The 26,112-nt window shown below is 49.4% G+C and carries 24 protein-coding genes; 17 read left to right on the forward strand and 7 right to left on the reverse strand.

Annotated elements, in window-relative coordinates; all coding sequences use genetic code 11:
- Positions 1-33: 33 nt before the first annotated feature.
- The 4 genes from ACTZWV_RS03900 (at position 34) to ACTZWV_RS03915 (ending at position 5,463) form a co-directional block, all read left to right on the forward strand.
- Positions 34-1,293 (forward strand): DEAD/DEAH box helicase, encoded by a 1,260-nt coding sequence (locus ACTZWV_RS03900; protein ID WP_444785277.1) that lies wholly within the window; start codon positions 34-36, stop codon positions 1,291-1,293.
- Positions 1,294-1,452: 159 nt separating this feature from the next.
- Positions 1,453-1,854, forward strand: coding sequence for a substrate-binding domain-containing protein (locus ACTZWV_RS03905; protein ID WP_444785278.1), 402 nt, complete (start codon positions 1,453-1,455; stop codon positions 1,852-1,854).
- Positions 1,847-3,028 (forward strand): hypothetical protein, encoded by a 1,182-nt coding sequence (locus ACTZWV_RS03910; protein ID WP_444785279.1) that lies wholly within the window; start codon positions 1,847-1,849, stop codon positions 3,026-3,028. The genes ACTZWV_RS03905 and ACTZWV_RS03910 overlap by 8 nt, the downstream gene beginning before the upstream one ends.
- Positions 3,029-3,030: 2 nt before the next feature.
- Positions 3,031-5,463, forward strand: a complete 2,433-nt coding sequence (locus ACTZWV_RS03915; RefSeq protein WP_444785280.1) for a putative bifunctional diguanylate cyclase/phosphodiesterase — start codon at positions 3,031-3,033, stop codon at positions 5,461-5,463.
- 32 nt (positions 5,464-5,495) lie between these two features.
- Here the strand turns inward: ACTZWV_RS03915 and ACTZWV_RS03920 are convergent, their stop codons facing one another.
- Positions 5,496-7,502, reverse strand: coding sequence for a PhoX family protein (locus ACTZWV_RS03920; RefSeq protein WP_444785281.1), 2,007 nt, complete (start codon positions 7,500-7,502; stop codon positions 5,496-5,498).
- 194 nt (positions 7,503-7,696) lie between these two features.
- On the opposite strand from ACTZWV_RS03920, the gene ACTZWV_RS03925 reads away from it, so the two are divergent.
- Positions 7,697-8,152: a GNAT family N-acetyltransferase gene (locus ACTZWV_RS03925; RefSeq protein WP_444785282.1), complete on the forward strand. Its 456-nt coding sequence runs from the start codon at positions 7,697-7,699 to the stop codon at positions 8,150-8,152.
- A 29-nt stretch (positions 8,153-8,181) separates the two neighbouring features.
- On the opposite strand, the gene ACTZWV_RS03930 is transcribed toward ACTZWV_RS03925, so the two are convergent.
- Positions 8,182-10,791, reverse strand: coding sequence for a penicillin-binding protein 1A (locus tag ACTZWV_RS03930; RefSeq protein WP_444785283.1), 2,610 nt, complete (start codon positions 10,789-10,791; stop codon positions 8,182-8,184).
- Between the two features lie 150 nt (positions 10,792-10,941).
- Here ACTZWV_RS03930 and ACTZWV_RS03935 point away from each other — a divergent pair, with 150 nt between their 5' ends.
- The 9 genes from ACTZWV_RS03935 (at position 10,942) to ACTZWV_RS03975 (ending at position 19,785) form a co-directional block, all read left to right on the forward strand.
- On the forward strand, positions 10,942-12,021 hold the full coding sequence (locus tag ACTZWV_RS03935; RefSeq protein ID WP_444785284.1) for a pilus assembly protein PilM: 1,080 nt from the start codon (positions 10,942-10,944) through the stop codon (positions 12,019-12,021).
- Complete coding sequence (locus ACTZWV_RS03940; protein WP_444785285.1) at positions 12,009-12,611, forward strand: PilN domain-containing protein; 603 nt, start codon at positions 12,009-12,011, stop codon at positions 12,609-12,611. The genes ACTZWV_RS03935 and ACTZWV_RS03940 overlap by 13 nt, the downstream gene beginning before the upstream one ends.
- Positions 12,608-13,207 carry a type 4a pilus biogenesis protein PilO gene (locus ACTZWV_RS03945; RefSeq protein WP_444785286.1) on the forward strand — a complete coding sequence of 200 codons (600 nt, stop codon included), beginning with the start codon at positions 12,608-12,610 and terminating at the stop codon, positions 13,205-13,207. Before ACTZWV_RS03940 ends, ACTZWV_RS03945 begins: the two co-directional genes overlap by 4 nt.
- Positions 13,204-13,740: a pilus assembly protein PilP gene (locus ACTZWV_RS03950; RefSeq protein WP_444785287.1), complete on the forward strand. Its 537-nt coding sequence runs from the start codon at positions 13,204-13,206 to the stop codon at positions 13,738-13,740. Before ACTZWV_RS03945 ends, ACTZWV_RS03950 begins: the two co-directional genes overlap by 4 nt.
- An 84-nt stretch (positions 13,741-13,824) precedes the next feature.
- Positions 13,825-15,825, forward strand: coding sequence for a type IV pilus secretin PilQ (locus ACTZWV_RS03955; protein ID WP_444785288.1), 2,001 nt, complete (start codon positions 13,825-13,827; stop codon positions 15,823-15,825).
- Positions 15,826-15,992: 167 nt separating this feature from the next.
- A complete protein-coding gene (gene aroK / locus ACTZWV_RS03960) occupies positions 15,993-16,511 on the forward strand; it encodes a shikimate kinase AroK (RefSeq protein WP_205309373.1) in 519 nt (172 codons plus the stop codon).
- 24 nt (positions 16,512-16,535) lie between these two features.
- A complete protein-coding gene (aroB, locus tag ACTZWV_RS03965; RefSeq protein ID WP_444785289.1) occupies positions 16,536-17,606 on the forward strand; it encodes a 3-dehydroquinate synthase in 1,071 nt (356 codons plus the stop codon).
- Positions 17,593-18,903: a hypothetical protein gene (locus tag ACTZWV_RS03970; protein WP_444785290.1), complete on the forward strand. Its 1,311-nt coding sequence runs from the start codon at positions 17,593-17,595 to the stop codon at positions 18,901-18,903. The genes aroB and ACTZWV_RS03970 overlap by 14 nt, the downstream gene beginning before the upstream one ends.
- A gap of 6 nt (positions 18,904-18,909) precedes the next feature.
- Complete coding sequence (locus ACTZWV_RS03975; RefSeq protein WP_444785291.1) at positions 18,910-19,785, forward strand: Dam family site-specific DNA-(adenine-N6)-methyltransferase; 876 nt, start codon at positions 18,910-18,912, stop codon at positions 19,783-19,785.
- Here the strand turns inward: ACTZWV_RS03975 and ACTZWV_RS03980 are convergent.
- The 3 genes from ACTZWV_RS03980 to ACTZWV_RS03990 all read right to left on the reverse strand — a co-directional run bounded on the left by ACTZWV_RS03980 (position 19,730) and on the right by ACTZWV_RS03990 (position 21,036).
- Positions 19,730-19,957 carry a DUF2970 domain-containing protein gene (locus ACTZWV_RS03980; protein WP_444785292.1) on the reverse strand — a complete coding sequence of 76 codons (228 nt, stop codon included), beginning with the start codon at positions 19,955-19,957 and terminating at the stop codon, positions 19,730-19,732. The two genes, ACTZWV_RS03975 and ACTZWV_RS03980, sit on opposite strands and share 56 nt — an antisense overlap.
- Positions 19,957-20,214: a hypothetical protein gene (locus ACTZWV_RS03985; protein WP_444785293.1), complete on the reverse strand. Its 258-nt coding sequence runs from the start codon at positions 20,212-20,214 to the stop codon at positions 19,957-19,959. Before ACTZWV_RS03985 ends, ACTZWV_RS03980 begins: the two co-directional genes overlap by 1 nt.
- 141 nt (positions 20,215-20,355) lie before the next feature.
- Positions 20,356-21,036 (reverse strand): TorF family putative porin, encoded by a 681-nt coding sequence (locus ACTZWV_RS03990; RefSeq protein ID WP_444785294.1) that lies wholly within the window; start codon positions 21,034-21,036, stop codon positions 20,356-20,358.
- Positions 21,037-21,269: 233 nt separating this feature from the next.
- On the opposite strand from ACTZWV_RS03990, the gene rpe reads away from it, so the two are divergent.
- The 3 genes from rpe (at position 21,270) to ACTZWV_RS04005 (ending at position 23,912) form a co-directional block, all read left to right on the forward strand.
- Positions 21,270-21,944 (forward strand): ribulose-phosphate 3-epimerase, encoded by a 675-nt coding sequence (gene rpe, locus ACTZWV_RS03995; protein WP_444785295.1) that lies wholly within the window; start codon positions 21,270-21,272, stop codon positions 21,942-21,944.
- Positions 21,945-22,051: 107 nt separating this feature from the next.
- Entirely contained in the window at positions 22,052-23,056 is a 1,005-nt protein-coding gene (trpS, locus tag ACTZWV_RS04000) for a tryptophan--tRNA ligase (protein ID WP_444785296.1), read from the forward strand.
- Between the two features lie 127 nt (positions 23,057-23,183).
- The gene (locus tag ACTZWV_RS04005; protein WP_444785297.1) at positions 23,184-23,912 is read left to right on the forward strand and encodes a FadR/GntR family transcriptional regulator; all 729 of its coding nucleotides are present in this window, start codon (positions 23,184-23,186) and stop codon (positions 23,910-23,912) included.
- Positions 23,913-24,001: 89 nt separating this feature from the next.
- On the opposite strand, the gene araD1 is transcribed toward ACTZWV_RS04005, so the two are convergent.
- Together araD1 and ACTZWV_RS04015 are read right to left on the reverse strand one after the other, a co-directional pair.
- Entirely contained in the window at positions 24,002-25,000 is a 999-nt protein-coding gene (gene araD1, locus ACTZWV_RS04010) for an AraD1 family protein (RefSeq protein ID WP_444785298.1), read from the reverse strand.
- A gap of 62 nt (positions 25,001-25,062) precedes the next feature.
- Positions 25,063-25,998 carry a glycoside hydrolase family 43 protein gene (locus tag ACTZWV_RS04015; protein WP_444785299.1) on the reverse strand — a complete coding sequence of 312 codons (936 nt, stop codon included), beginning with the start codon at positions 25,996-25,998 and terminating at the stop codon, positions 25,063-25,065.
- Positions 25,999-26,112 lie beyond the last annotated feature (114 nt).

Below are 26,112 nucleotides of genomic sequence, written 5' to 3' on the forward strand. Positions count from 1 at the left end.
TTTTGTTTCGCAGCATTACCTGCGGGATATCGCATGCAATTTACTGATTTAAACCTGTCGGCTGCGCTGCTTAAAGCCATTGCCGACAAGGGCTATACCACTCCTTCTCCTATTCAGCTGCAAGCTATTCCTGCGGTACTTGGCGGCCGCGACTTAATGGCTGCAGCACAAACCGGTACCGGTAAAACCGCCGGTTTTACCCTGCCATTACTGCAATTACTGACAGACGGGCCTAAAGTACAACCTAATCAGGTACGGGCGCTTATTTTAACGCCAACGCGTGAGCTGGCAGCTCAGGTGGCTGAAAGTGTGGCGGTGTACGGTAAATACCTGCCGCTGAAAAGTGCTGTGGTATTTGGCGGCGTAAAAATTAACCCGCAGATGATGGCACTGCGCCGTGGTGTGGATATTCTGGTGGCTACCCCTGGCCGCCTGCTGGATTTATACCAACAAAACGCAGTACGCTTTACCCAGTTGGAAGTGTTGGTACTGGATGAAGCCGACCGCATGCTGGACATGGGTTTTATTAACGACATTAAAAAAGTGCTGGCGCTGTTGCCGAAGAAACGCCAGAACCTGCTGTTTTCTGCCACCTTCTCTGATGATATTCGCAGACTGGCCAAAGGCCTGGTAAATGATCCGCTGGAAGTATCGGTCAGCCCGGCCAATACCACCGCCGAGCGGGTAGAGCAGGTTATTTATCCGGTAGATAAAAACCGCAAAGCCGCGCTGGTAACCAAACTGATTAACGACAATAACTGGCAGCAGGTGCTTATTTTTACCAAGACTAAGCATATGGCGAACAAGCTAAGCCTGCATTTGGAAAACGCCGGTATTAAGGCGGCGCCTATTCATGGCAATAAAAGCCAGAATGCCCGCACCAAAGCCCTGGCCGATTTTAAAAAGGGTGAGATCCGTGCTCTGGTGGCGACCGACATCGCGGCCCGTGGCCTGGACATTGACCAGCTGCCACAGGTCGTGAATTATGAGCTGCCCAATGTTGCTGAAGATTATGTGCACCGTATTGGCCGTACCGGCCGTGCCGGTGCCGCCGGCCATGCTGTATCGCTGGTATGCGCCGATGAAAGCAAAGAGCTGGCCGGCATTGAGCGTTTGATTAAGCAAACGCTTACGCGTCAGGTATTGGCAGGCTTTGAGCCGGTAAATGTGTTGCCGGAGTCTAAGTTGAATACTAAGCCGTATAAACCGAAGAAACCAAAATCTGCGCGGCCGGAGCATCGTGATGGTCAACGCCCGCCACAGCAGCGTTTTGCCGCTAAACCCGCGCGCTGAGCATAATGCGGTTTAAGCAATAAGGCAGGATCTAAGTTGCTCTGCTAGAATGATATTTCTAAATGATGCCTGCTGTTTTGCAGGCGTTAAGCCGGAGATAGCCAAAACCGTGAACAGCACGCAACCAGTCTTAGCAGTGATATCCGGTGTTTGCCTGCGATGAAATGGCCGTTGCTGTTTTGTCTGGTGCTGTTCCCGCTTAATGCGGCGACAGTAGTGGTGCACAGCTCAGTGCCGCTGGATGTGATTAGCCAAAGCCAACTGCGGAATATTTTTACCCTGCGCCAGACGCAGTGGCCCGATGGCACACCGGTTAAAGTGATAGTATTGGCCGATAACTCCCCGTTACATCAGCGCTTTTGTCGTGAACAACTCAGACTCTTTCCATATCAGTTAACCGGCATTTGGGATAAGCGCAGCTTTTCCGGTACCGGCCGCCGGCCACAGCAGGTAGACAGTATGGCAGCGATGCTGGAGCTGGTGCGCACAGAAGCCGGTGCTATAGGTTATATTGAGTCGCCCTATGTTGGCTCTGCAGTAAAGGAGGTGCGCATTGAATAAGCTCTTGGTCCGCACCCTGGTGTTAACCGTCCTTATGCTGCAAAGCAGCGTTACTCTGGCTGAAGATTTTGTCTGGCAAGGCTTTGTTGCCCAGGGGCTGATCCGTGCGGATGACAGTAATTATATTAATAACAGTGGCAAAACATCGGCTGCATTAACAGAGCTTGGTTTGAATGGCCGCTACAGCGTGGCCGCAGACTGGCATTTGGCCGGCCAGGTCGTGTATCTCGATGGTGGCAACCGTTATCCGCAGGGTATGCGGCTGGATTATTTGTTTTTGGACTGGGCGTTTTACAATACTGAGACGTGGCAGGCCAATGTGTACTTTGGCCGCTTTAAAAACCAGCATTGGCTGTATTCCGGCACCCGTGATGTACCTTTTACGAGGCCATCGATAATCTTGCCGCAGTCAGTGTATTTCGACGGTTTCCGTGATATTGCCGTTGGCACCGACGGCTTGGCGTTGCAAGCACGTAATTCGGGCAACTACGGTGATGTTACGCTGAACTGGAGCTTCGGCACCATTCCAATCTCGCAACAACAAAGCCGCCAACTGTTGGGCTACGACACTCAGGGTAACACCTCGTTGAGCCGCGATCATAAACTCAGCGTGTATTGGCAACCGGCGTTCAGCCGCTTCAGTTATGGCGCAATATTGCTCGATTCAGCTTTTGACTACCAGCCGGGAGAAGCGGAACTGATCAGCGCTGCAGATTTTACTGTGCAGCGGGTGATGCTTAATTTGCGTTACCAGGCCGAGAACTGGGAGTTTGCTGCAGAACTGTTGCAGGAGCGGGTAAAAACTAATGGCTTTTTCTTCCCGCAGTTTGAGCGCCAGCAACTGGGCCAGGGCGGCTATATGCTGGCACAGTACCATTATTCTACGCAGCTACGGCTGTACGCTATGCTGGATTATATGGTGCTGGATAAAAACGACCGCCGGGGTCGCATGCTGGAGCAGCAAAGCGGCGGTACTATACCGGGCTGGTTTGGCTATCAGCACGCTGTGGCTGCCGGGGGCAGTATTGATATTAACCGGCAATGGCGGTTACAGGCTGAAACACATTGGAATAAAGGCGCCGGCCGCTTAGCGCCGGTGTTGCAGCCGGATACACTGACAAATAAAAGCGAATACTGGCAGGTATTTGCTATTCAACTGATGTACCGGTTCTGATTATGCCGCGTTATCTGAGCTTATCGTGGAAAATTTTATTGCTGATGCTCAGCATGTTGTTGCTGATGTTGTTATGGTTTACCGGCTTGTCGTTATTGCATATGAATGAACAATTCAGCCGGCAACAAGCGCAGCGCAAAGCTCAGGGCCAGCAATACTTTGAATTTTACAGTCAGTCGTCCACGCAGCAACTGCTGACTTGGCTGCAAACGCAGGCCGAATTACAGCAATTACATCTGGCGGATGATTTTAAGCAGTTTGCTGCTGGTTTAGCCACGCAACTGGAGCCTTTGCAACAGAATTTTGCTGTCCGTCAGCTCAGCTTATTTGGTGCGCAACAGCAACTGTTGTACCGCAGCAATGCAGCCATTCCCGGCAACAGTGACGACATAGTGGCGCGTACCCTGGCAGAGCAAAGCCCGCAAACATTGGTAAGCTGCGATACTCAATGCGATAAGCTGCTGACACTGCCTTTGCTGAACCGTAACGGCGAGGTGGCGATCCTGCTGGCCACAACCGATATGACCGAGGTGTTGTTTAATCTGCACAAAGCACTGGGGGTTGAAGTTGCCATTTTACGTGACAGCACCGACAACAATGGCCGGCAGCGTTTTACCTTGCTGCAGGCGTCGGACCATCAGCTGTTGCAACAGCTTTACCAGGTGTTGCCGGCACAGTTTGATATGGCACAGGCGCGTCGCGACGGCCTGGTGTTAACGCTGCAACAGCACAGTTATTATCTGCATTTTATTGCGCTGGCCCCTGGCGGTGACGACTCACATTTACTGTTGATGTTGGAAGATGTCAGCGCAGCAGTAACAGAGAATCAGCGCTACCAACGTCGGATTATCGCAGTGGCTGCAGGTTGTTTTCTGGCGCTGTTGTTGCTTATCACTTTGGTAACACGGCGGGTCAGCCGGCGTATTTTACAACTGGCTAATGCATTACCACTGTTGGCTCAGCGTCGTTATGCCGCTTTCAGACAACAAAGCACCTTGCAGCAAGGGTTATTGCAGGATGAATTGACGACCTTTGCTGATTCGGTGCTGACATTGAGTCACGAATTGGAAACTCTCGACCAGCAACTGCAGGAAAACACCAGCAGCTTGCAGCAAATGGCGATGTTTGACCAGCTAACCGGGCTGGCTAATCGTAATATGCTGCAATATCAGCTTAGTTTGGCGTTGGCGGGGTTGCAGCATCAGCCCGGCTATGTCGGCCTGCTGTTTATGGACCTGGATAATTTCAAAAATATCAACAACAGCCGTAGCCATGCGGTGGGAGACTTGCTACTTATTGAAACGGCGCAGCGTTTGAAAAGTCTGGCCCGGCCTACGGATGTAGTGTGTCGTTTTGGCGGCGATGAGTTCGCCATAGTACTTACGCATTTGAGCACCGCGGAGCAAGCAGAGCAATTAGCTGCCAAAGTGCTGGCGCTGTTCGATACCGCCTTTACGCCGGAACAAGGTGTGGTATCGCTAAGTGTCAGTATTGGTGTGGCTTGTAGCGCTGATGCCGGCTTTGCTGCTGAAGAATTAATCCGCCGCGCAGATTTGGCGATGTATCAGGCAAAACATAATGGCCGCAATTGTTGCTTTGTGTTTGCCGAACAGATGTCATCTGATTTGGCTGCTCGTATGCAACTGGAAGCGGAATTGCGCGATGCTATAGTGCAACAGCAGTTCAGCTTGAGTTTACAACCTCAGGTTAACTTAAATACCGGCCGGCTCTGTGGCTTCGAAGCTTTGTTACGCTGGCAGCATCCACAACGTGGCATGGTGCCACCGGATGAATTTATTACTGTGCTGGAGCAGGCACAGTTGATGCCGGAAGTAGGCTATTGGGTATTTGAACGCAGTTGTCAGCACTGTGTCACCTTGATACAGCAGGGGCTGTCGCAGATAGTGATCGCGGTTAACTTATCCGCAGATCAGTTTCTTGACCGCAGTTTGCCGGAGAACTTTGCCGCCATTTTGCAAAAGTATGCGCTAAGTGCAGCGCATTTTGAGCTGGAACTTACCGAAAGCACCCTGGTGAGTAATATCAGCGACACCCTGGATGTAATGCATCGCTTAAAAGCGCAGGGTTTTACCTTTGCGATTGATGATTTTGGTACCGGGTACTCGTCATTGAATTATCTGAAACGGATGCCGGTGAGTACCATCAAAATAGACCGTAGTTTTGTCATGGGTATGCTGGATAACCCGGCAGATTATCAGATAGTAGTATCGACCATAGCTATGGTGCATAAACTGGGGCTGAAAGTCGTGGCCGAAGGGGTGGAGTCATTGGCACATTTGCAGCTGTTGCAACAGCACAGCTGTGATTTTGCCCAGGGCTATTATTTATCGAGACCACTGCCGGAAGCACAGCTAAGTGAATTTGTTGCTAACCAGGTGTCGGAACAACAGTGGCCGGCGTCATTATTGCCGTGACGCCGGCCACTGCGGTTTAACCGTAGCGCAGATTAGCTACCGATCACACCGCCATCGTCTTTGGTAATCACAACCGTTGCTGAGCGCGGCCGGCTGGTGCCGCCGTCCGGCCAATGGCTGGTGAACTCAGCCGGTGTGGAGCGATCTCCCGGGTGTTGGATATTAACAAACAAGGTTTTCATATCCGGTGTGGCACTGATACCGGTTACTTCGCAGTCAGTTGGCCCAACCAGGAAGCGTTTCATCTGCCGGGTTACCGGGTCGGCTACCAACATCTGGTTATTGCCAAAAGGGCCTTCACCTTGCTGCGAGCCGCTCATATCGGTTTGGATCCACAGCAAACCGTTTTTATCAAACCATAAACCATCCGGGCTGGCCAGATGGTTGTCCGCTGTCAGCACCAATTCGGTGTCCGGAGTTTCGGTACCCACATCGCCGGCCAGCAGGAATATGTCCCAGTCAAAAGTCGTAGCAGATTGTGTTTCACGCTCATGCCAGCGGATAATATGCCCGGTTGTATTTGCAGCCCGCGGATTAGCGGCATCAGTTTGCTGCTCAGTACGGCGGCTGTTGTTGGTCAGGGTAAAATACACTTCGCCTGTGTCAGGATGCACAGCACCCCATTCTGGCCGATCCATTTTGGTGGCGCCGGCGACGTCGGCAGCTAAGCGGGTATTTAACAGCACATCGGCCTGATCGGTGAAAGTGACGCCGGCGCTGGCGGCTTTGGCGACAAAATCAGTATTGTTAATATCCAGTGCTAACCAATCTCCGCTGCCATCTTCGTTAAAACGTGCCACATATAAGGTGCCGTCATTCAGTAAATGGCCACCAGCGGTGTTTTTGTAATAAGGCGCCGCAGAAACAAACTTATAAATATACTCAAAGGTGGAGTCGTCGCCGGAGTACAGCACCACCGGCTTACCTTCTTCAAGCTTGCCAAAAATAATGCCTTCGTGGCCAAAACGACCCAGGGCGGTGCGTTTCTGCGGCACGCTATCGGGGTTAAACGGGTCTATTTCCACTATCCAGCCAAAGGTGTTGGGCTCGTTGCGGTAATCTTCTGCCGCAGAGGCACCGGTGCTGGCAGCGTTAAAGCGCTGATACACATCGGCTGCCGGGGTGGCAGTTTCCCAAAAATAGCGACCATTGGACGACGATACGCCATACCGGCTGTGCTCACGTGGTTGCTCTGCATCAGCGTTAACAAAGTAACCGGCCCAGTTTTCTTCACAGGTTAAATAAGTGCCCCAGGGTGTAAAACCATTGCCGCAGTTATTCAACGTGCCGCGGGTACGGCTGCCATCCGGGCTGTACTTGGTGATCACTTTGCTGCTGCCGCGTACCGGGCCGCTCAATTCCATCGGCGTCGCGCCGGTAATGCGCCGGTTAAACGGACTGTTGTTAACCAATGCCCAGCTGCCATCGGCTTGCTGTTGAATATGAGCTACGGTAACGCCGTGGGCGGCGACTTCTTTACGCACCTGATCGGCTATACGCGGCACCGTATCTATACCATTAGGATGGATCAGGTTGTGATCGATATATTCATGATTAAATACCAGTAAGCCTTCCGTGGAATTGTCGCCGGCACTGCGGGTATCTATCGGGAAAAAATGCATGCCGTCGTGGTGCATGCCTACCTGCTGCTCCTGCTCAGCGCCGCTATTGGTAGCATCGGCCAAAAATGGCGGGTAGTTTCCGGCCAGCGGCGTACCCCAGGGTAAAAATGCAGTTGCAGTATAACCGGCCGGCACCTGAACGGTATCAGCTCTGCCGGCGGGCACAGCGGTAAAACCTAATAACGGCGCGTCATTCACCGGCGGCACAACCGGTGTCGGTTCGCCGTCGCTACTGCTGCAAGCAACAAGTGGTCCGCCGATAATGGCTGCTACGGCAGCGCCGACACTGCCTTTAAGAAAGCGACGCCGCGCCATCCGGCCTTCAACAATAGCGGCAAAAGTAGGGTTAAGCGAAAAGTTGTTTTGCGGGTCAACACCCGAATTATCGATACTGACGTTGGTTTTACTGTCTGACATTATTATTGCTCCGGGATAAAACGGATTATTAGGCCGCTACATTTAACCCGCGCTTAATGTCAATTTGGTTACAAAAAAATAGCACTTTTATGATGCTGCAGTCTGTTCAGTACTGCGGCGCACTATTTCTCTGTGGGCACCGGGCTTTTACCTCTGGTATAGTGGTGCTTTGTGTAGCGAGGGAGCGGAAACAAATGCAGTGGCAGGTATTAACCTTTAATGAATTAGACACTTATACGCTGTACGGCTTATTGCAGCTGCGGGTAGATGTGTTTGTGGTAGAACAGAATTGCCCGTATCCGGAGCTGGATGATAAAGACCTGCATGGCCAAACCCGCCACATTATTCTGAAAAAGGGCGATAAAGTTATTGCCTACTCACGCGTACTGGCACCAGGCGTCAGCTTTGAAGGTTTCCCCGGCGTTGGCCGGGTGTGTGTATCGCAAACAGCACGGCGTTTGGGGTTAGGCCAGGTATTGGTGGAAAAAACCCTCAGCGTGGCCGCAGAGCTGTGGCCGGATACCGATATTCATATTTCTGCCCAGTGTTATTTGCAGCAGTTTTATCAGGATTTGGGTTTTAAACCGGCCAGCGAGCCGTATTTGGAAGACGATATTCCGCACTTGAAGATGATAAAACCGGTGCAGTAATAACAAAGCCCGCTTAGCGGGCTTGTCTATCAAAACAGTTCTATTTCTTCTTCTTCGCTGCGTTTTTTATCGCTGCTTTTGTCAAAGCTGATTTGCTGAATATCGGCGCCGGCATATTGTGTTGGTTCTGTACCCGGTACGAAGTACTCAAAAGCGCTGCTGTGGTCATTGCTGCGACTTAACAAACCGCTTTTCAGATCGATACGTACGGAGGCTAAGCCAACCGGTGGGGGTATTTGCTGCTCTGCTACCCCTTCCAGCGCAGTTTGCATATAGCTTAACCAGGCCGGTAGGGCGGTGCGGGCCCCTGACTCTGCACCGGCGCTTTGCTGCTGCCCCATATTAGCGTGCCACTGTGCTCTGCCAAGGCTGCGGTTAGAGTCGTCAAAACCGACCCAGACAGTCACCGCCAGTTGTGGGGTAAAACCGGAAAACCAGGTATCCTTTGAATCATTAGTAGTACCGGTTTTAGCCGAAATATCACGTCGCTTCAGACTTTGCACGCGCCACGCGGTGCCATTCCAGCCGGTACCCCGTTGCCAATTACCCCCGCCCCAGACACTGCTTTTCAGCGCGTCAGCAATCAGGAAGCTATTTTGCTCTGAAATAACCCGCTCTGCTATTTCCACTGTCGTCTGCTCTGCAGCAATATCCGCCGTTTGGCTGGCGACGGCATCGGTTTCCAGGTTATTGAACAAATCATTCAGTAAGGCTTCGTTATCCGTTGCAGTTTCTGCTTTCGGTTCATCGATGCAATCGTTGCAGGCAATGGCCGGCTGATGTTGATAAATCTCTGCGCCATCTTCATCAAGGATTTTTTCTATCACATAAGGCGTAACCAAATAACCACCATTGGCAAATGCGGCATAGCCGGTTACCAACTCCAGTGGTGTCAGGGACGCTGAGCCCAGTGATAAGGTTTCATTGCGTGGTAAGTCCGACGCGGCAAAACCAAATTGCTGCAAATGCCGGATAGTATTATCTATACCAACACCGCGTAGTAAGCGCACCGACACCACGTTCTTCGATTTGGCCAGCGCTTCCCTGATCCGGATAGGGCCATCGTACACTGCGGGTGAGTTTTTCGGCCGCCAGGCAATACCGGCATTATCATCCCACTGATGAATTGGCGCGTCGTTCATGACAGACGCCAGAGTGTAGCCATGTTCCAATGCGGCCGAGTATATAAACGGCTTAATATTGGAGCCTACCTGACGCTTTGCCTGAGTGGCGCGATTAAATTGGCTTTGACTAAAACTGTAGCCGCCAACTAAGGAGCGTACAGCACCATTATGCGGGTCGATGGCTACGATAGCACTGCTGGGTAACGGTACCTGACTTAAACGCCACTGTTGTTCGGATTTTCGTATCAGTATATGCATGCCCGGCGCCAAAATAGCATAAGCTGTTTTAGGCGCAACGCCCTGACGCTCATCTGTAATAAAACTTCTGGCCCATTTTAAGCCATCCCATTCAAGCGTTATTTTCTGGCCGCCAGCCAACATAACATCAGCACTTTGCGTGTTCACTGCAGTAACGACGGCAGGGTGCAGATCTTCTATGCCGGACTGTTGATCCAGATAGGCTTGAATATCTGTTTCGCTAAGCGCGTCTGTTTCTGTATAGAATGGTTCAGCATCTGCTGCTTCTGTCAGCTCTGCCGGCCATAACTGTGCAACAGGACCGCGGTAACCATGGCGCTCGTCATAGCTGTACAGATTTTGTTGCAGAGCAATTTTAGCGGCTGCCTGCTGCGTGCTTTGTACAGTGGTAAAAACCTGTAGTCCGGCCGAGTAGGCCGTTTCTTCGCCAAAACGGGCGACCATTTCCTGGCGTACCATTTCAGCAATATAGGGTGCAGAGGCCGTGATCTGAGCACCATGCAAGCGGCTGGTGATTGGCGCCGCTATGGCTTGTTGGTAAGTGGCTTTGTCGATAACACCGGTATCCAACATCCGGCCTAACACTATATTACGCCTGGCTCTGGCGTTTGTGGCGGAACGCACAGGGTTTAATGTTGACGGCGCTTTGGGCAAGCCGGCAATAATGGCTATCTCGTCGACGGTCAGATCATGCACGGTTTTACCAAAATACACCTGAGCAGCAGCACCAACGCCGAAAGAACGTTGCCCCAGCTCTATTTTATTCAGATAAAGCTCAAGGATCTGATCTTTAGTTAACAATTGCTCGATATGGATAGCGAGAAATATTTCTTTGATTTTACGAACAATTTTCTTCTCACGGCTTAAGAAGAAGTTACGCGCTAATTGTTGAGTAATAGTACTGGCACCCTGGCTGAAATCACCTGAAGAGGCGACGACTGTCACTGCACGGAAAATACCGATAATATCTATGCCGGGATGCTCGTAAAACCTTGTATCTTCAACGGCCAAAAATGCTTGTACTAATAAAGGAGGCATTTCTTCCAGTTTAAGCGGAATACGGCGTTTTTCTCCAAATTGCGAGATCAGCTCGCCATCGGCAGTAAACACCTGCATAGGTGTCTGCAACCTGACGTCGGATAAGGTGGTGACGTCCGGAAGATCATCTTTGAGATAGAAGTAGATCCCTGCGATCGTGATGACACCAAGCAGGATCATGCCCAGACTGAGAATTAAAAGTTTTTTAACCCAAGACACTGAATAGCCCCAATTTTTACTCCCAATTCCGTTACAACGCTGCTAGTATATATTTATTAGCTTTAGATTAAACGCTTTTTCTTGCCAAAAATTAGCGACTGAGCTAACAATGAGACAATAATCATAACTATAAATTGGCCGCAGGAAGCTATGATAAATCGCCTGTTCAGTAAGCAAACACCGATGATGGTGGGGATTGATGTCGGTGCCCATTCCGTCAAAGCTGTGTTGTTAAGTCAACACAACGGCGTGTGTAAAGTAGAAGCATTTGCCGTTGAGCCCATGATAAAAGGCGCTATGGCTGATCGAGAGATCCAGGATATAGAAGCCGTGGGAAATGTGCTGAGTAAGATCCGTAAAAAGATCCCGCGCTCAGTTAAATTCGCCGCTACAGCTGTATCCGGATCCACCGTGATCAGTAAAGTGATTTTTATGGATGTGTCCTTAACTGACGCTGAACTCGAAAGTCAGATAGAAGTTGAGGCCGATACCCTTATTCCTTACCCGCTTAACGAAGTCAGTCTTGATTTCGAAAAGCTTGATGTCAACGAATCAGACCCTTCTAAGGTTAATGTGCTGCTTAGTGCAGCCCGAACCGAGAGTATAGAAGCCCGCGTTGCTGCATTAGATAATGGTGGCTTTACTGCCAAGGTAGTCGACATAGAGAGTTATTCGCTAAGTCGGGCTGCTGAGCTGTGTTTAAAGCAATTGCCGGATGACGCTGCAAAAAAAGTAGTGGCTATGGTTGATATCGGCGCCACGATGACGCTGCTCAGTATTATCGAAAACGGCAAAACACTGTACACCAGAGATCAGGTGTTCGGTGGTGACCAATATACCCGCAGCATTTTGTCTTATTACAATAAGAGTTATGAAGAGGCTGAACTGGCTAAAGTGGCGGGTGATTTACCTCCCAACTATACTTTTGAAGTGCTGGCACCGTTTCAGACAATGTTGTTGCAGCAAGTTCGTCGCGGCATACAGATGTATCTGACCAGTAGCGGCAAAGACGCTGTTGATTATCTGATCATCTCCGGCGGTACCGCACTGATTGACGGCATTGATAAATTGCTGATCGATGAGTTGGGTATTCACGCCGTAGTCGCTAATCCGTTTAAATCGATGGAAGTTGCGACATCTGTCGATCGCGAACAGCTGAACCGGCATGCTTCGCAATTAATGGTTGCCAGCGGTTTGGCGTTAAGGAGCTTTTCGTCATGGCATATATAAACCTGTTGCCGTGGCGCGATGCAGCGCGAAAGGAACGGCAGAAACAATATCTTACTGTATTAACCGCCACTGCGATGTTTAGTTTTCTCATCGTGTTTCTGGTGAATATGGTGTATAGCGCCCGAATTGATGGTCAGACGCAGCGAAATCGATTTTTAGAAAATGAAATCAAAGTGTTAGATCAGCGCATAGCTGAAATCCGTAACCTTAATGACACCAAAAAGAGCTTGCAACAGCGTATGTCACTGATTTCGCAACTGCAAGGCAGCCGTAATTTGGGAACGCAAATTATGGACGAAATTGCCAGCGCTGTGCCGGCCGGTGTTTATCTGACCCAGTTAGAAAAGAAAGGTACGTCACTGCTGCTAATCGGAAAAAGCGAGTCGAATAATCGCTTATCTAATATGTTGCGTGAGGCGGAAGACTCCGCTCTATTGTCATCACCTTACCTTGAGTTTATCGAAGCCGGTAAAGATTCTGTCAGTTTGCTGAGCAACTTCAAAATGCATTTGACAGTTAAAGGCTACGAGGATGTGCAAAGCAACGATACTCCGCCTGGCGGGAAGCAAGGTAATGGAGGTGCTAAATGAGCCTGAACATTAACCTGTCCGAAATAGATATTAATGATCTTGATTTTGAAAACATGGGCTCCTGGCCTGTTGCGGCCAAGATCATTTTTGCAGTTATTCTGGCTGTGCTGGTGTCAGTGCTAAGTTATTTCTTATTGGTGGACAGTAAGATTGATGAGTTGGCTGCAGCGCAGAACAATGAAGTCCAGTTACGTCAGGTGTACCGGACTAAGTATGCTGCTGCGGTTAATCTTGACTTGTACAAACAGCAAATGCTTGAAATGGAACAAACCTTTTCATTCTTGCTAAAACAGTTACCCACTACCCATGAAACGCCGGGTTTACTGGATGATATTACCTATGTTGGTACCACCAGTGGTTTGACTTTCATCCGGATTAACTGGGAGCCGGAAATTGAAAAGGAATTTTACACTGAGCTGCCAATCAAAATTGAAGTGGTTGGTGACTATCACCAGTTTGGTAATTTTGTCAGTGAAGTTGCTAAGTTGCCGCGTATTGTCAGCTTACACGATTTTTCCATTCAAACAGAACAAGGCGACCGTCTACGCTTCAATGTAGTGGCGAAAACTTACCGTTATAAGGAGGTTCAGCCATGATAAAGCGTTTATCAGTAATGGCTTTGGCCTTGTTGCTGAGCGGTTGTTTTGATGATTTAAGCGATGTACAAAACCATATTGCTGAGGTTAAAGCCAATACCCGTGCCAGGGTAGAACCACTGCCGGAAGTGCAGGAGTTTGTCCATATAGCCTATCGCTCACAAGACGCCCGTAGTCCTTTTTCTGCGCCCAGACCGGAAGCAATTCAGGATAAATTTTTGCAAGTGCAGGATTGTTTGCATCCGGATCCGCGCCGCAGAAAAGAGCCATTGGAAAAATATGCGCTGGATAATTTAAAGATGCGCGGTACTTTGGGCGATATAGGTAATATTTGGGCCTTAATTGAAGCGTCTGATAAAACCTTGCACAAAGTCACGTTGAGCAACCATGTTGGGTTGTTTCATGGCCGTGTAATAAATGTTGAGCCGACTCATATAGAGTTGCTGGAGCTTATTCCCGATGGTGCCGGTTGCTGGAAAGAACGGACGACCATGTTGCAGATGGCTGATGCGTCATCAGCAGCAAGTAATTGACAGGTATGCGAGTAAATCATGGATAAAATAATCAAAATAATGTCTGGCACAATCCAGCGCACGTTACTGTGCATTGCAGCCTTTATGCTACTTTCATTACCGGCGGCCGCTGTGCCGTTGTTATATGATGTTCGGTATAACCCTTTATTAACCGGTGAGACGGAAATAGAGTTTATTTTCGATGAAGAGTTGTACGCTGATCCGAGCATCCAGGTGTTTAATGAGCCGGCACGGATCGAATTATTTTTCGACGAATCTGATTACGAAGAAAAGCTCAAAGAGGTATTGATAGATAAAGCCGGTGTTAAACGCGTTACGTCTGAATTCGTCGATGATGGTTTCAGAACAGTAATCTACCTTGATTATCTGAAAATATACCGTACCCGGGTGCGTGGCAATGTGTTTTACATTCACATCTCCGACAACCCGACCGCGGATCAGATTGGTCAGGCCGCCGATGTTAAGCCAACCTATATTAACCGTGTAAATGCGATAGACTTCCGCCGTGGTGATAAAGGCGAAGGTAGGGTGTTGATTTTCCTGCGCGATAATACTGCGGCAGTCGATGTGGCTGAGCGGCTGGGCAAACTCGAAGTTGAATTTCACAACACTGACATTTTGGAAGAATTGCTGTACCAACTGGATGTGGTTGATTTCGGCACTATTGTTAAAGGCATTGAAACTTTTAAAGATGGTTCTTCAACGCGCTTAGTAATAGATACAACGGCAGAATTTACCTTCACTTATCAGCAAATTGATAATATTTTCACCCTGAATGTGGAACGTGATACCACCAACCGCAGCATTTTGGGTGGCGGTAAAGAATACAAGGGCCGTGCTATATCGCTTAATTTCCAGGATATTGCCGTGCGCACAGTGTTACAGATTATTGCTGATTATAACGGTTTTAACCTGGTAACCAGTGACTCTGTTACCGGTAATATTACTTTACGTTTGGACGGCACACCTTGGGACCAGGCACTGGACATAGTGCTAAGGGTTAAAGGCCTGGATAAGCGTATGGAAGGCAATATTTTAATGGTTGCGCCTACCGATGAATTAGCGGCGCGCGAAGCTCGCGAATTGGAAGCCAGGCAAACGGTGGCTGATTTGGAGCCGCTATATTCTGATTTTCTGTCAATCAACTATGCTAAAGCAGCAGATATTGCCGGCTTGCTAAGTAATAAAGACGCCACTTTGCTGTCATCACGTGGTTCTGTAAATGTTGATGATCGTACCAATACTATCTTGATTAAAGATACAGCGGTTAATATTGAAAGCGTACGTAAACTGATTGAGCGCTTAGATGTGCCGGTGCGGCAGGTGCTTATCGAATCACGCATGGTTACTGTACGTGACAGTGTTACTGACGAGCTGGGCATTCGCTGGGGCTTTAGCGACCAACAAAGCAGCAGTGGTTCAAACAAAGGTACATCTGGCTCTGCCGGTGGCGCAAATACTATAGCTAACGGCAATATCCCGTCATTAGATGACCGTTGGAATGTTAATTTACCGGCCAGCAATCCGGCCGGTAGCATTGCCTTTCATATTGCCCGTTTAGCTGATGGCACTTTATTGGATCTGGAGTTATCGGCGCTGGAGCAGGAAAATAAAGGCGAGATTATTGCCAGCCCGCGTATCACTACGGCGAATCAAAAAGAAGCCCGTATAGAGCAAGGTGTGGAGATACCTTATGTACAGGCCGCGTCCAGTGGTGCGACTACAGTAGAATTTAAGAAGGCGGTATTGAGCCTGACTGTTACGCCGCAAATTACGCCGGATAACAAAATCATTCTTGACCTTGTTATTACGCAAAACACCCGTGGTGAGACTGTGCAAACGCCAACCGGGCCAGCCACAGCTATTGATACCCAGCAAATACAAACTCAGGTGTTGGTTGATAACGGCGAAACCATCGTATTGGGCGGTATTTATCAACAGCAAATCTTGTCTACCGTAAGCAAGGTGCCACTGTTTGGTGATATTCCTTATCTGGGTGTATTGTTCAGAACGCACCGTGATATTAACGAAAAGAACGAGCTGTTAATTTTCGTTACACCGAAAATTATCACTGACGGCCTGTAAGCTGTTTTCGGTACCGTTACAGACTCTATGTAGCGGTGCCGCGTTTGAGAATTAGCTTGCCAACAAAAGGCTATTCCTGACATAATTCAGCGCTTCAAATTTTCGTGGGAGCCTTTTGGTCCTTGAATTCAACTTTTCACTGAGTTAGCTGATTAGTAATACGACTTATGGCAGAAAAACGTAATATCTTCCTCGTTGGCCCTATGGGTGCTGGAAAAAGCACAATTGGACGTCACTTAGCAGACATGCTTCATCTGGAATTCTACGATTCAGATCAGGAAATCGAACGCCGTACTGGCGCCGATATCGCTTGGGTATTTGATCTGGAAGGTGAAGAAGGCTTCAGAGTGCGTGAAGAGAATGTCATTCAGGATCTGACAGAGTTGCAGGGTATTGTGCTGGCTACCGGTGGTGGTTCAGTACTGAGCAAAGAAACCCGTAACCGTTTATCGGCACGCGGTATTGTGGTGTATCTGGAAACGCCTATTGAAAAACAGGTAGCCCGCACCCAGCGCGATAAGCGTCGGCCGTTATTGCAAACAGAAGAGGCACCGAAAGAGGTACTGGAAAGATTGGCTGAAGAGCGCAATCCACTGTATGCTGAGATTGCAGACTTTACTGTGCGCACCGACGAACAAAGCGCACGTGCTGTGGCCAGTCAAATTATCGACCAATTGGGTTTCTAGTCTATATCTATCGGAGAGCTGCTGATGCAAAAAGTTGAGGTACAACTTGGCGAACGCAGCTACAGTATCATCATCGCTGACAGCTTTGCCGGTCTTGATGCCGGCATTGCAGCCAGTAAGCAAGTTGTCATCATCTCAAATCCGACTGTCGCCGCTTTGTATCTGCCTCAAGTGCAGGCATTATTCCCTGATACAGCTGTACAGCATTTTTTATTACCGGACGGTGAAGCTTTTAAAACGCTCAGCTCTTTTGAGCAAGTGCTGGGCTTTTTGCTGGAGCAACGCATGTCGCGCGAACTGTTGCTGGTCGCGCTGGGTGGCGGTGTTATCGGTGACTTAACCGGCTTCGTGGCCGCATGCTATCAACGCGGTGTCGACTTTTTGCAAATTCCCACTACCTTACTGTCTCAGGTTGACTCCTCAGTTGGCGGTAAAACCGCAGTAAATCACCCTTTGGGTAAGAATATGATCGGCGCTTTTAAGCAGCCGGTGCAGGTATTAATAAATACCACGGTATTAGCCAGCTTACCTGCGCGTGAATTTGCCGCCGGCATGGCGGAAGTTATTAAATATGCGCTGATCAGTGATGCCGGATTCTTCCGTTGGTTGCAGCAACACCAGGCGCAAATCCAACAACAGGATGCGGTAATCCTTGCTGAAATGATTGGCCATTGTTGCCGGATGAAAGCGGATATTGTCAGCCGTGATGAAACCGAGCAAGGCGAGCGGGCTTTACTAAACCTCGGTCATACCTTTGGTCACGCCATTGAGGCCTGGCTCGGCTACGGTGAATGGTTGCACGGAGAAGCTGTCGCTGCAGGCATGGTAATGGCGGCCAAGCTAGCGGCAAGCCGTGGCTGGCTAACGGCGGCAGATGTGGCAAAAATTCGTGATTTGTTGGTAGCGTTCGGCTTGCCGGTGGCAGCGCCGGACAGTATGCATATCAGCGACTTTATACCCTATATGAAAACAGATAAAAAAGTAAAGCAAGGTACAATGCGCTTTGTATTACCAACGGCGTTTTGCCAAACGGCGGTAGTTGACGATGTAACGGAAGCAGAATTGACAGAGGTGTTTAGCCATGGATACAACTGAACTGCAGACAAAACTGGCAACTTTAAGCCACCTGACGCCGTCGCAGCATGAATGGTTGGAGCGCCTGTTGTTTCAATTGGCGTTTAACGATAGCAGACAAATCCACGCTACCGGAGCGGTAGGGGCGGGTAAATCTACCCTGGCAATGGCAGTGGCTGAGCTGTTTTCCGGGCAATACAATGTGGCAATGCTAAATCCACCGCTTGATGAAGCAAAGGCGCAGCAACAGCTGATGCAGCAGTGGTTCGGCGCGGTTTGGCAAGCGGATAGCCCTTTGGTTACACAAGTGAATGCGCAAGCGTCGACGTTGCCGCTGCTGTTGATTATTGATGATGCAGAGCATTTTTCTAACTCATTTTTACAGCAACTCGAAGCATTGCCTTGTGTGCTGTTTTGTTTCTCTGTGCAGAAAGTTGCAGACAACGGCCTGGTGCTAACCTTAGGCCAGCTTACTACTGCAGATGCAGAGTACTTGCTGCAGCATGAAAACCTTAACAGCATAGAGCTGGCTGCACGTCTGGCATCGGCCGACGGCAACTTACATCTGTTGCTGCAAAGCGCCACAGACAGCAGCAGCGCGACTGAGGCAACAGAGCCCCCGCAGCCTGGTTTTCGCCTATCTACTGTGCAGTTAGCTTCCGGTGTCGCAGTATTGCTGTTAATTGCAGTATTAGCCTTTATGCTATGGCCGGAGCCGGAGAAGAAAGTCGTGCGGATACCTGTTGTACCCACAGCGGTAATACCGGCCTCCGAACCCGAAGAGGCGCTGCCCGCTGAGCTAATAGTAAGCGAAGAGCCTGTGGCAGAAGCTGATATAGCCGAAGCGGCGCCGCAACCCATGCCAACAGTACAAGATGAGATTGTTGTCGCTGAAATCGATGATGCAACGTCTGCAATAACGGACGATAATCAGGCTACTGTTGTAGTTGAACCCGCCGAAGTTGAGACAACGCCACCGCCGGCAGTAGACTACTTGTTTGACGAAGTGCAGTTACTGGCCGCAGATAAGCAGCAGGTCGCATTGCAGTTGGCGGTATTATCCAGCGATGCCGCATTACAGCGCTTTAAGTCAGCTTACCCGCAGCTGATGACATTAACTTATCAGCGTAGCTGGCAGGGCAAGATGCAGTTGGTGTTGCTGCTGGCACCTTTTAGTAACGCCACCGCGGCTAAAGCAGAACGCGACCAGCTGCCTGAAGCATTGCAGGCTACCGGGCCTTTTGTTAAAACCATGCAAGCGGTGCAGGCGGAAATAAAAGCGCAGCAGCGTAATCAGCAAAGCGCCGGCATGGAATAGCGGGCAATGCAGGTAGCCAAGCGCAAAAGCCGTGCCTTTTTGAAGTGGGCCGGTGGTAAATACAATTTAGTCGACGCCATATGCCGTCATTTGCCGCACAGCGAGCTGCTGATTGAACCTTTCGTCGGTGCGGGGTCGGTTTTCTTAAACACTGATTTTCCCCGCTATCAGTTAAATGATATCAATGCAGACTTAATCAGCCTGTATCAGCTAATCAAAACGCAGCCGGAGCGCTTTATTGCCGATGCCCGTGACTTGTTTACTCCATTAACGAACCAGCGTGATTGTTATCTGAATTTCCGGCAACAGTTTAATCAAAGTACTGATCTCTATGAGCGGGCGCAGCTATTTTTGTATTTAAACCGGCATGGTTACAACGGCTTGTGTCGTTATAACTTATCCGGCAAATTTAACGTGCCCTTTGGTAGTTATAAAAAGCCGTACTTTCCTGCAGCAGAATTATATTTCTTTGCGGAGAAAGCCCAGCGCGCTGAATTTAGTTGTAGTGGGTATCAGCAGGTGATGCAAGGTGCTCAAGCCGGCTCTGTCATTTATTGTGATCCGCCTTATGTGCCACTGAGTAAAACCGCCAGTTTTACCGGCTATGCCCGCGAGGGCTTTGATCTGGATGATCAGGCGCAGTTGGCTATTTTGGCAGAGCAGGCGCAGCAACGTGGTGTCGCAGTGGTGATCAGTAACCATGATACAACCTGGACGCGGAAAATTTATCAGCCTGCGGTATTACACAGTTTGCAGGTGGGGCGCTCTATCAGTCAGAAGGGCGCGACTCGTGGCAAAGTAGCAGAGCTTTTTGCGGTATACCGGCCTAAGACAATACCCATGACACCACAAGTAATAGTGCTACCACAAAAAGCAGGGTAAAAATAACCCCGGTAATAATGTAAGGTAGCGGGCTGCCGGCAGCAAAATCTTGCTGGCGTTGTTGCTCAGATTGCACGCCGGCGAAAGCACCCAGTACCGCTTTAATAACCTGCAGTATCCCCGGTTTTGTTCTTGGCGAAGGCTGATCTTTTTCGTGATGGTTAGGTTGCATCAGGGTTTTTGGGTCGGACTAAGTCTGCTTAACAATTCCAGCAAGTCAACAAAGTGAAATTGTGTCGAGCGGCTTTTACCACGGAACCAGCTCAACCAGCTTTGCTCTGTTGCTTTATAGCAATCTTCAATTGCAGAAGGCGTTGAGAGCGACTGACATTGCGGGTTGGTTGCTATTGAAGGCAGTGAAATACAAACGGCTGCGACGCAAAGTGCGACTGAAATAAACGCTGCTTTATAATAACCGGTAAATTTCATGTTAAATCCGTTTGTTTATCAAAACGCTTCGATAATAAAACATTGGCGTTGTCGATACAAGCTGATTATTTATTCACCGCTTAGTAAATATAACCTTTATTAATGCTACCGGCACCGTTAGTGCCGGTAGGTTATTCAATATCAGAAACTTTTCGAAATGGAGAAAATAACCCGGCTGTCCGCCAGGTAGGAACCGTCAATGTCAGTATCAACATAGGCTAAACTTAAACCGGCGCCCATTACTTCAGTACTGATACCAACACTCCAGTCCAGATAGCTGGCACTGCTATCATCATATTCATTCTGCCCCACATGTAAGTCCAAACTCAGGTTTTCCATCAAGGCATAGCTGTAATTGGCATACAGATAGTAATAGTTGCCGCTGTTAGCATAATAATCATCACTGTAGGCTAAACCGAAAGTCAGATCTTTATATGATAAAGAGCCATAAATTTCCCAGAAATTTGAACCGGGGATGGCGGTATTTGGATATCCGTAGCGCATAATACCAACGTCGGTTGACCAGTCGTCATTAATGGCGCCACTCCAACCTAACATTACATCCAGCTCTAAGGTACCTTCGGCCAAAAAATCAACGTTTGAACCCCAAACTGAAACGTAAAAGCCGGACTCGTCAGTGAGTGATAAGCCACCTTGCAAGGCTGGTGCTTCTTCGGTTTGTGAAACACCGCGGAAGGCATAGTCTGAAGCGAAAGTAATATCTCCGCTCAGTGCTACCGCGCTGGCAGTAAAGCTGCCGGCCGCTAATCCCAGTAACATCATGCTTGTTGCTAACGTCGTCATTTTTGTTGCTATTTTCATTTTATTTGCCCTTTTCTCTGTTCCCTCGCTTTTGGGTTCCAAGATATATGCCATATGGTTTTATTGTTTTAATTCATGTGGATAAGTAAGTCAGGTTTTAACTTATGCAACTGCTTGTGCTAAGTTGGTGCGCTACTGCTCGTTTTCTGGGCGTTAATGCACTGCGGCATAACCGTGCATTTTTATGCCAAATTCAGTAAAGTTCGCCTACTGTGCTTAAACGGAAATCTGCTATGCAACCTTATTTAATTGCGCCTTCTATTTTGTCTGCTGATTTTGCCCGGCTTGGAGACGATGTGGCGGCGGTATTAAAGGCTGGCGCCGATGTAGTGCACTTTGATGTGATGGACAATCATTATGTGCCTAATCTGACCATGGGGCCCATGGTGTGTCAGGCGCTGAGAAATTACGGCATTACCGCGCCGATAGATGTGCATTTGATGGTAGAGCCGGTTGATGCGCTGGTGCCGCAATTTGCACAGGCCGGTGCCAGTATTATTACTTTTCATCCGGAAGCATCGCGCCATATCGACCGTACCTTACAGTTAATTAAAAGCCACGGTTGTCAGGCTGGCTTGGTATTTAACCCGGCTACGCCTTTGAGTTATCTGGATTATGTACTGGATAAAGTGGACGTGGTGCTGCTGATGTCCGTTAACCCGGGCTTTGGCGGGCAGAAATTTATCCCTGCCACCCTGGATAAGCTGGCAGCAGCGCGCAATATTATTGATGCCAGCGGCTTGCCGATCCGGCTGGAAATTGATGGCGGCGTAACGGCGGATAATATTGCGGACATCGCTGCTGCCGGCGCCGATATGTTTGTTGCCGGTTCGGCCATTTTTAATGCCGCGGATTATGCTGAGGTGATTACTAAGATGCGCCGGCAATTGGCAAAAGTGGCGCGTTAAGCGGCTTTTTTACTGTTGCAACGCGCTGATATGGTTATAATGCTGCTCTTCAAACCGGTCTGCACCGGCCTGTCATTAACAATACAGCCTTTAAAGTGGATACAACTATGAGCAATAAGCCAATTGTGCTAAGTGGTGCACAGCCATCCGGACAACTTACCATAGGTAATTATCTGGGGGCACTGCGCCAATGGGACAAAATGCAGGATGACTATGATTGCTTGTACTGTATCGTTGACTTGCATGCTATTACCGTACGGCAAGACCCGGCCGCGCTGCGCAGTGCCTCGCTCGACAGCCTGGCGCTGTATCTGGCCTGCGGCATAGATCCAAAGCGTTCTGCCGTGTTTCTGCAGTCGCATGTGCCGGAGCACAGCCAGCTGGCCTGGGTGCTGAACTGCTACACCCAGTTTGGTGAGCTAAGCCGGATGACGCAGTTTAAAGATAAATCGGAGCGCCATACGCACAACGTTAATGCCGGCTTGTTTACTTACCCGGTACTGATGGCGGCGGATATTTTATTGTATCAGGCGAACCAGATTCCGGTAGGGCATGATCAAAAGCAGCATTTAGAATTAGCCCGTGATGTGGCAACACGCTTTAACGCGGTGCACGGTGATATTTTTACGGTGCCGGAGCCTTTTATTCCGCCGGTAGCAGCGCGGGTCATGAGCCTGCAAGACCCAACGAAGAAGATGTCTAAATCGGATGAAAACCCGTGGAACTTCGTTGGTTTACTCGAAGATCCAAAGATGATCAGCAAGAAGTTTAAAAAGGCGATGACTGACTCTGAAGATCCGCCTCGGGTGCGTTTTGATCTGGACGCCAAACCTGGGGTAGCCAATCTGCTAAGCATTCTAAGCGGCGTAACCGGCAAAACCATCGCCGTGCTGGAAGCGGAGTACGAAGGCAAGATGTACGGCCATTTAAAAGGTGATGTTGCCGACGCGGTGATTGCCTTATTAGAGCCGGTGCAAAAAACCTTTACCGAGCTGCGTGCCGATCAAACGACATTAACCACAGTAATGCGCGCCGGGGCAGAGAAAGCCCGTGCGCGCGCCGCGGCGACACTGGCAAAAGTGAATGATGCTGTGGGTTTTGTGCTGCCATAATGTTGCTAAGTTAGTTTAGATTATGGGTTTTTCTGCATTAATAAGATAGGATATATATTATTGTAGTAGTATTAGCACAGTTAAGCGGTTACGGCTGATAGTACTGGTGTAAGCAAGGGGAAACTGAATGGCTGCAGGCAGAAATCGTCCGCAAAGTATCCATGGTTGGGTGGCCGAAGAGCTGGGAACCCGAATTGTCAGTGGGGTTTATACGCCGGGTGAATATATTCCGAACGAAGCTGCCATTGGAGCAGAACTGGATGTATCGCGCACCGCGCTGCGTGAAGCCTTCAAAATTCTCACTGCCAAAGGCCTGATAGAGGCACGCCCCAAGCTGGGCACCCGTGTGCGGCCGCGGCAATACTGGAATATGTTTGATACCGAAATACTCAGTTGGTGTTTTGAGTCTAAGCCTACGCCAAAGTTTTTTGTCTCCTTGTTTGAAGTGCGGGAAATTTTTGAGCCGGCCTCCGCAGAGCTGGCTGCGAAAAACAGTACTGCTGAGCAGATAAAATTGCTGGCCAAAGCTTATAAAGATATGGAAAAAGCTAAGCTGGGCACTGATGAAGTATTCTCCAGCGATCTGAATTTCCATCTCTGTGTGCTGAATGCAACTAATAATGAATTTATGATTTCGCTGGGCATGACCATTCAAACGGCGTTGATGGGCTTATTCCGTCTGAGCAGTTCAATTGGCGATGAATATACCGAAGCCCTGCCGGCACACAAAGCGGTGTATGAGGCAATAGCAGCAGGCGATGCGCAAGGCGCGAAACAAGCCATGTCGCGTTTGCTCAGCCGGTCAAAAGAAAACCTCGATTATGCCCTGAGCAATTTTACCGGCAGCGGCGCTTAAAACACTAAGCTGTACGCTGAAAATAAGCAGTAAACCAATAGTTGTTAATTAACCTTTTGGCTTACTGCCTTGCCATCTCTGCGTTACAGCTACAGCGCTTTAACTTGCACACTTACATCATGATCGACAGCCAGGGTATTTTGCAGTGGCTGGCCAAATGGCGTTGCGCCAATTTCAAACACATCACCGGCCCGGGTTTCAAAGCCATCGCCAAAGCTTAAGGTTGCGGTACCAAAAAAATGCACATGGGCGTCGCCAGGGCGGCAGAACTGGCGGTATTTAAAATGGTGCGTTTCAAGGTTGGCAATACTGTGTGACATATTCTGCTCGCCGCTGACAAAAGGTTTTTGCCACACGGTTTCGCCGTTTCGGATAATCCGCGACTGGCCGCGGATATCATCCGGCAACTCGCCGACCAATAACTCAGGGCCAAAAGAGCATGGCCGCAGCTTGGAATGCGCCAGATACAGGTAGTTCTGCCGCTCGGTTTTATGATCAGAAAACTCGTTGCCGATAGCAAAGCCCAGCCGGTAAGGTTGGCCATCCGGGCCAATCAGGTACAAACCGGCAATTTCCGGCTCTTCGCCGCCATCTAACGCAAACGCAGGGGAGGTTAACGCTGCCCCTGGCGCCACCACTATGCTGCCATCGCCTTTATAAAACCATTCCGGCTGCACACCCTGCCGGCCGGCTGCAGGCTTGCCGCCTTCTACTCCCAGCTTAAACATTTTCATCGTATCGGTCAGCTCAGAGTCGGCTTTGCCGGAGGTCTGTGCGTGCATAGTGGCTCGGGTGTCGGCGCTGCCTAAGTGGGTCAGGCCGGTGCCCGTTACCAGCATATGGGCAACATCGTCCGGGTGATCATAGGGCGGCAGCAAGCGCTGTTGCTGAATAATGTCAGTGTAGTCTAAGGTGGTGTCGCTTTTAAGGACCTGACTTTGCTGTTGCAGCGACAGTTGGTTGCTCAGCGCCAGCTGTGCCAGCTGATAAACCGAACTGACGCTATGCAACACTGTTACGCTGTCGGCTGAATTAACAATAGCTACAGCGCGCTGCTTGTCTGATGTATAAAACTGAATAAGACGCATGGTATTCCTCACAGTATGAAAAAGCCGGCAGCAGCGCTTGGCTCGCTACCGGGAAATAAAAACTATCTCACCGGTTCGGTGATACCTTCCGATGTCATGATGATGCGTTTAATGCTGCCATCTTCGTTGTAATACAGCGGATCTATCGCCACTGCACGGCGAAATTCGCCGCCGTCAGGTTGCGATGCGCCGGTGTGGTAGATAAAGAACCATTTATCTTTAAACTCAATAATCGACTGATGGTTGGTCGGCGAATTGCCGGCCACTTCGTTCAAAATGCCGCGATACTGCCAGGGGCCGTGAATACTTTTGCTGGTGGCATAGGCAATTTTTTCCGGAAAGCCGGAGGCATAGGACAGATAGTAAATGTCGCCACGTTTATGCACCCATAAGGCTTCAGTAAAATCGGGCACATCGATGGTGTTAATAGGGCCATCCAGTTCCATCATATTGTCTTTCAGCTTGGCGTAGCGTGCCTTGGTATTACCCCAGAACAGATAGGACTGGCCGTCATCGTCGGTAAATACCGCCGGGTCAATATCATCCCAGTCAATCTTGGTGTCGGTGGTCATATCATTGGTAATGAGTGCCTTACCTAAGGCATCTTTAAACGGCCCCAGCGGGCTGTCGGCCACGGCAACACCGATAGCAAAGCCGTTAATAGTGGCGTGGCGCACGGTAACAAACCAATAGAACTTACCATTCTTTTCAATCACATGTGAGGCCCAGGCATCGCCTTTGGCCCATTTAAAGTCTTTGGTGCTGAGTTTAGGGCCATGGCGCTGCCAGTTCAGCATATCGGTCGATGAAAACACCAGCCAGTCATGCATGACAAAAAAGCCTTTGTTGTCTGGTGCTTCATCATGGCCGGTGTACAGGTATACGGTGTCATTGTGCACTATCGCCGCCGGATCGGCGGTGCGTATGTCCTTGAAAATCGGGTTAGCGCTGGCAGCCAGTGCCCAGCTTAAGCCCAGTAGCAGTAGTAGAGTTTTCATAAGCCCCCTGTCGGTATTTGTAATTGCCATATTTGAATTATAGTATTACTAATTAGCTGCTTTGACAGCTGTTTTACCCCATTGGCACCTTGCTGATTTTGCTGCCGGAGAAAA

It is taken from the genome of Rheinheimera sp. NSM (assembly GCF_052380015.1).
Lineage (GTDB): Bacteria > Pseudomonadota > Gammaproteobacteria > Enterobacterales > Alteromonadaceae > Alishewanella.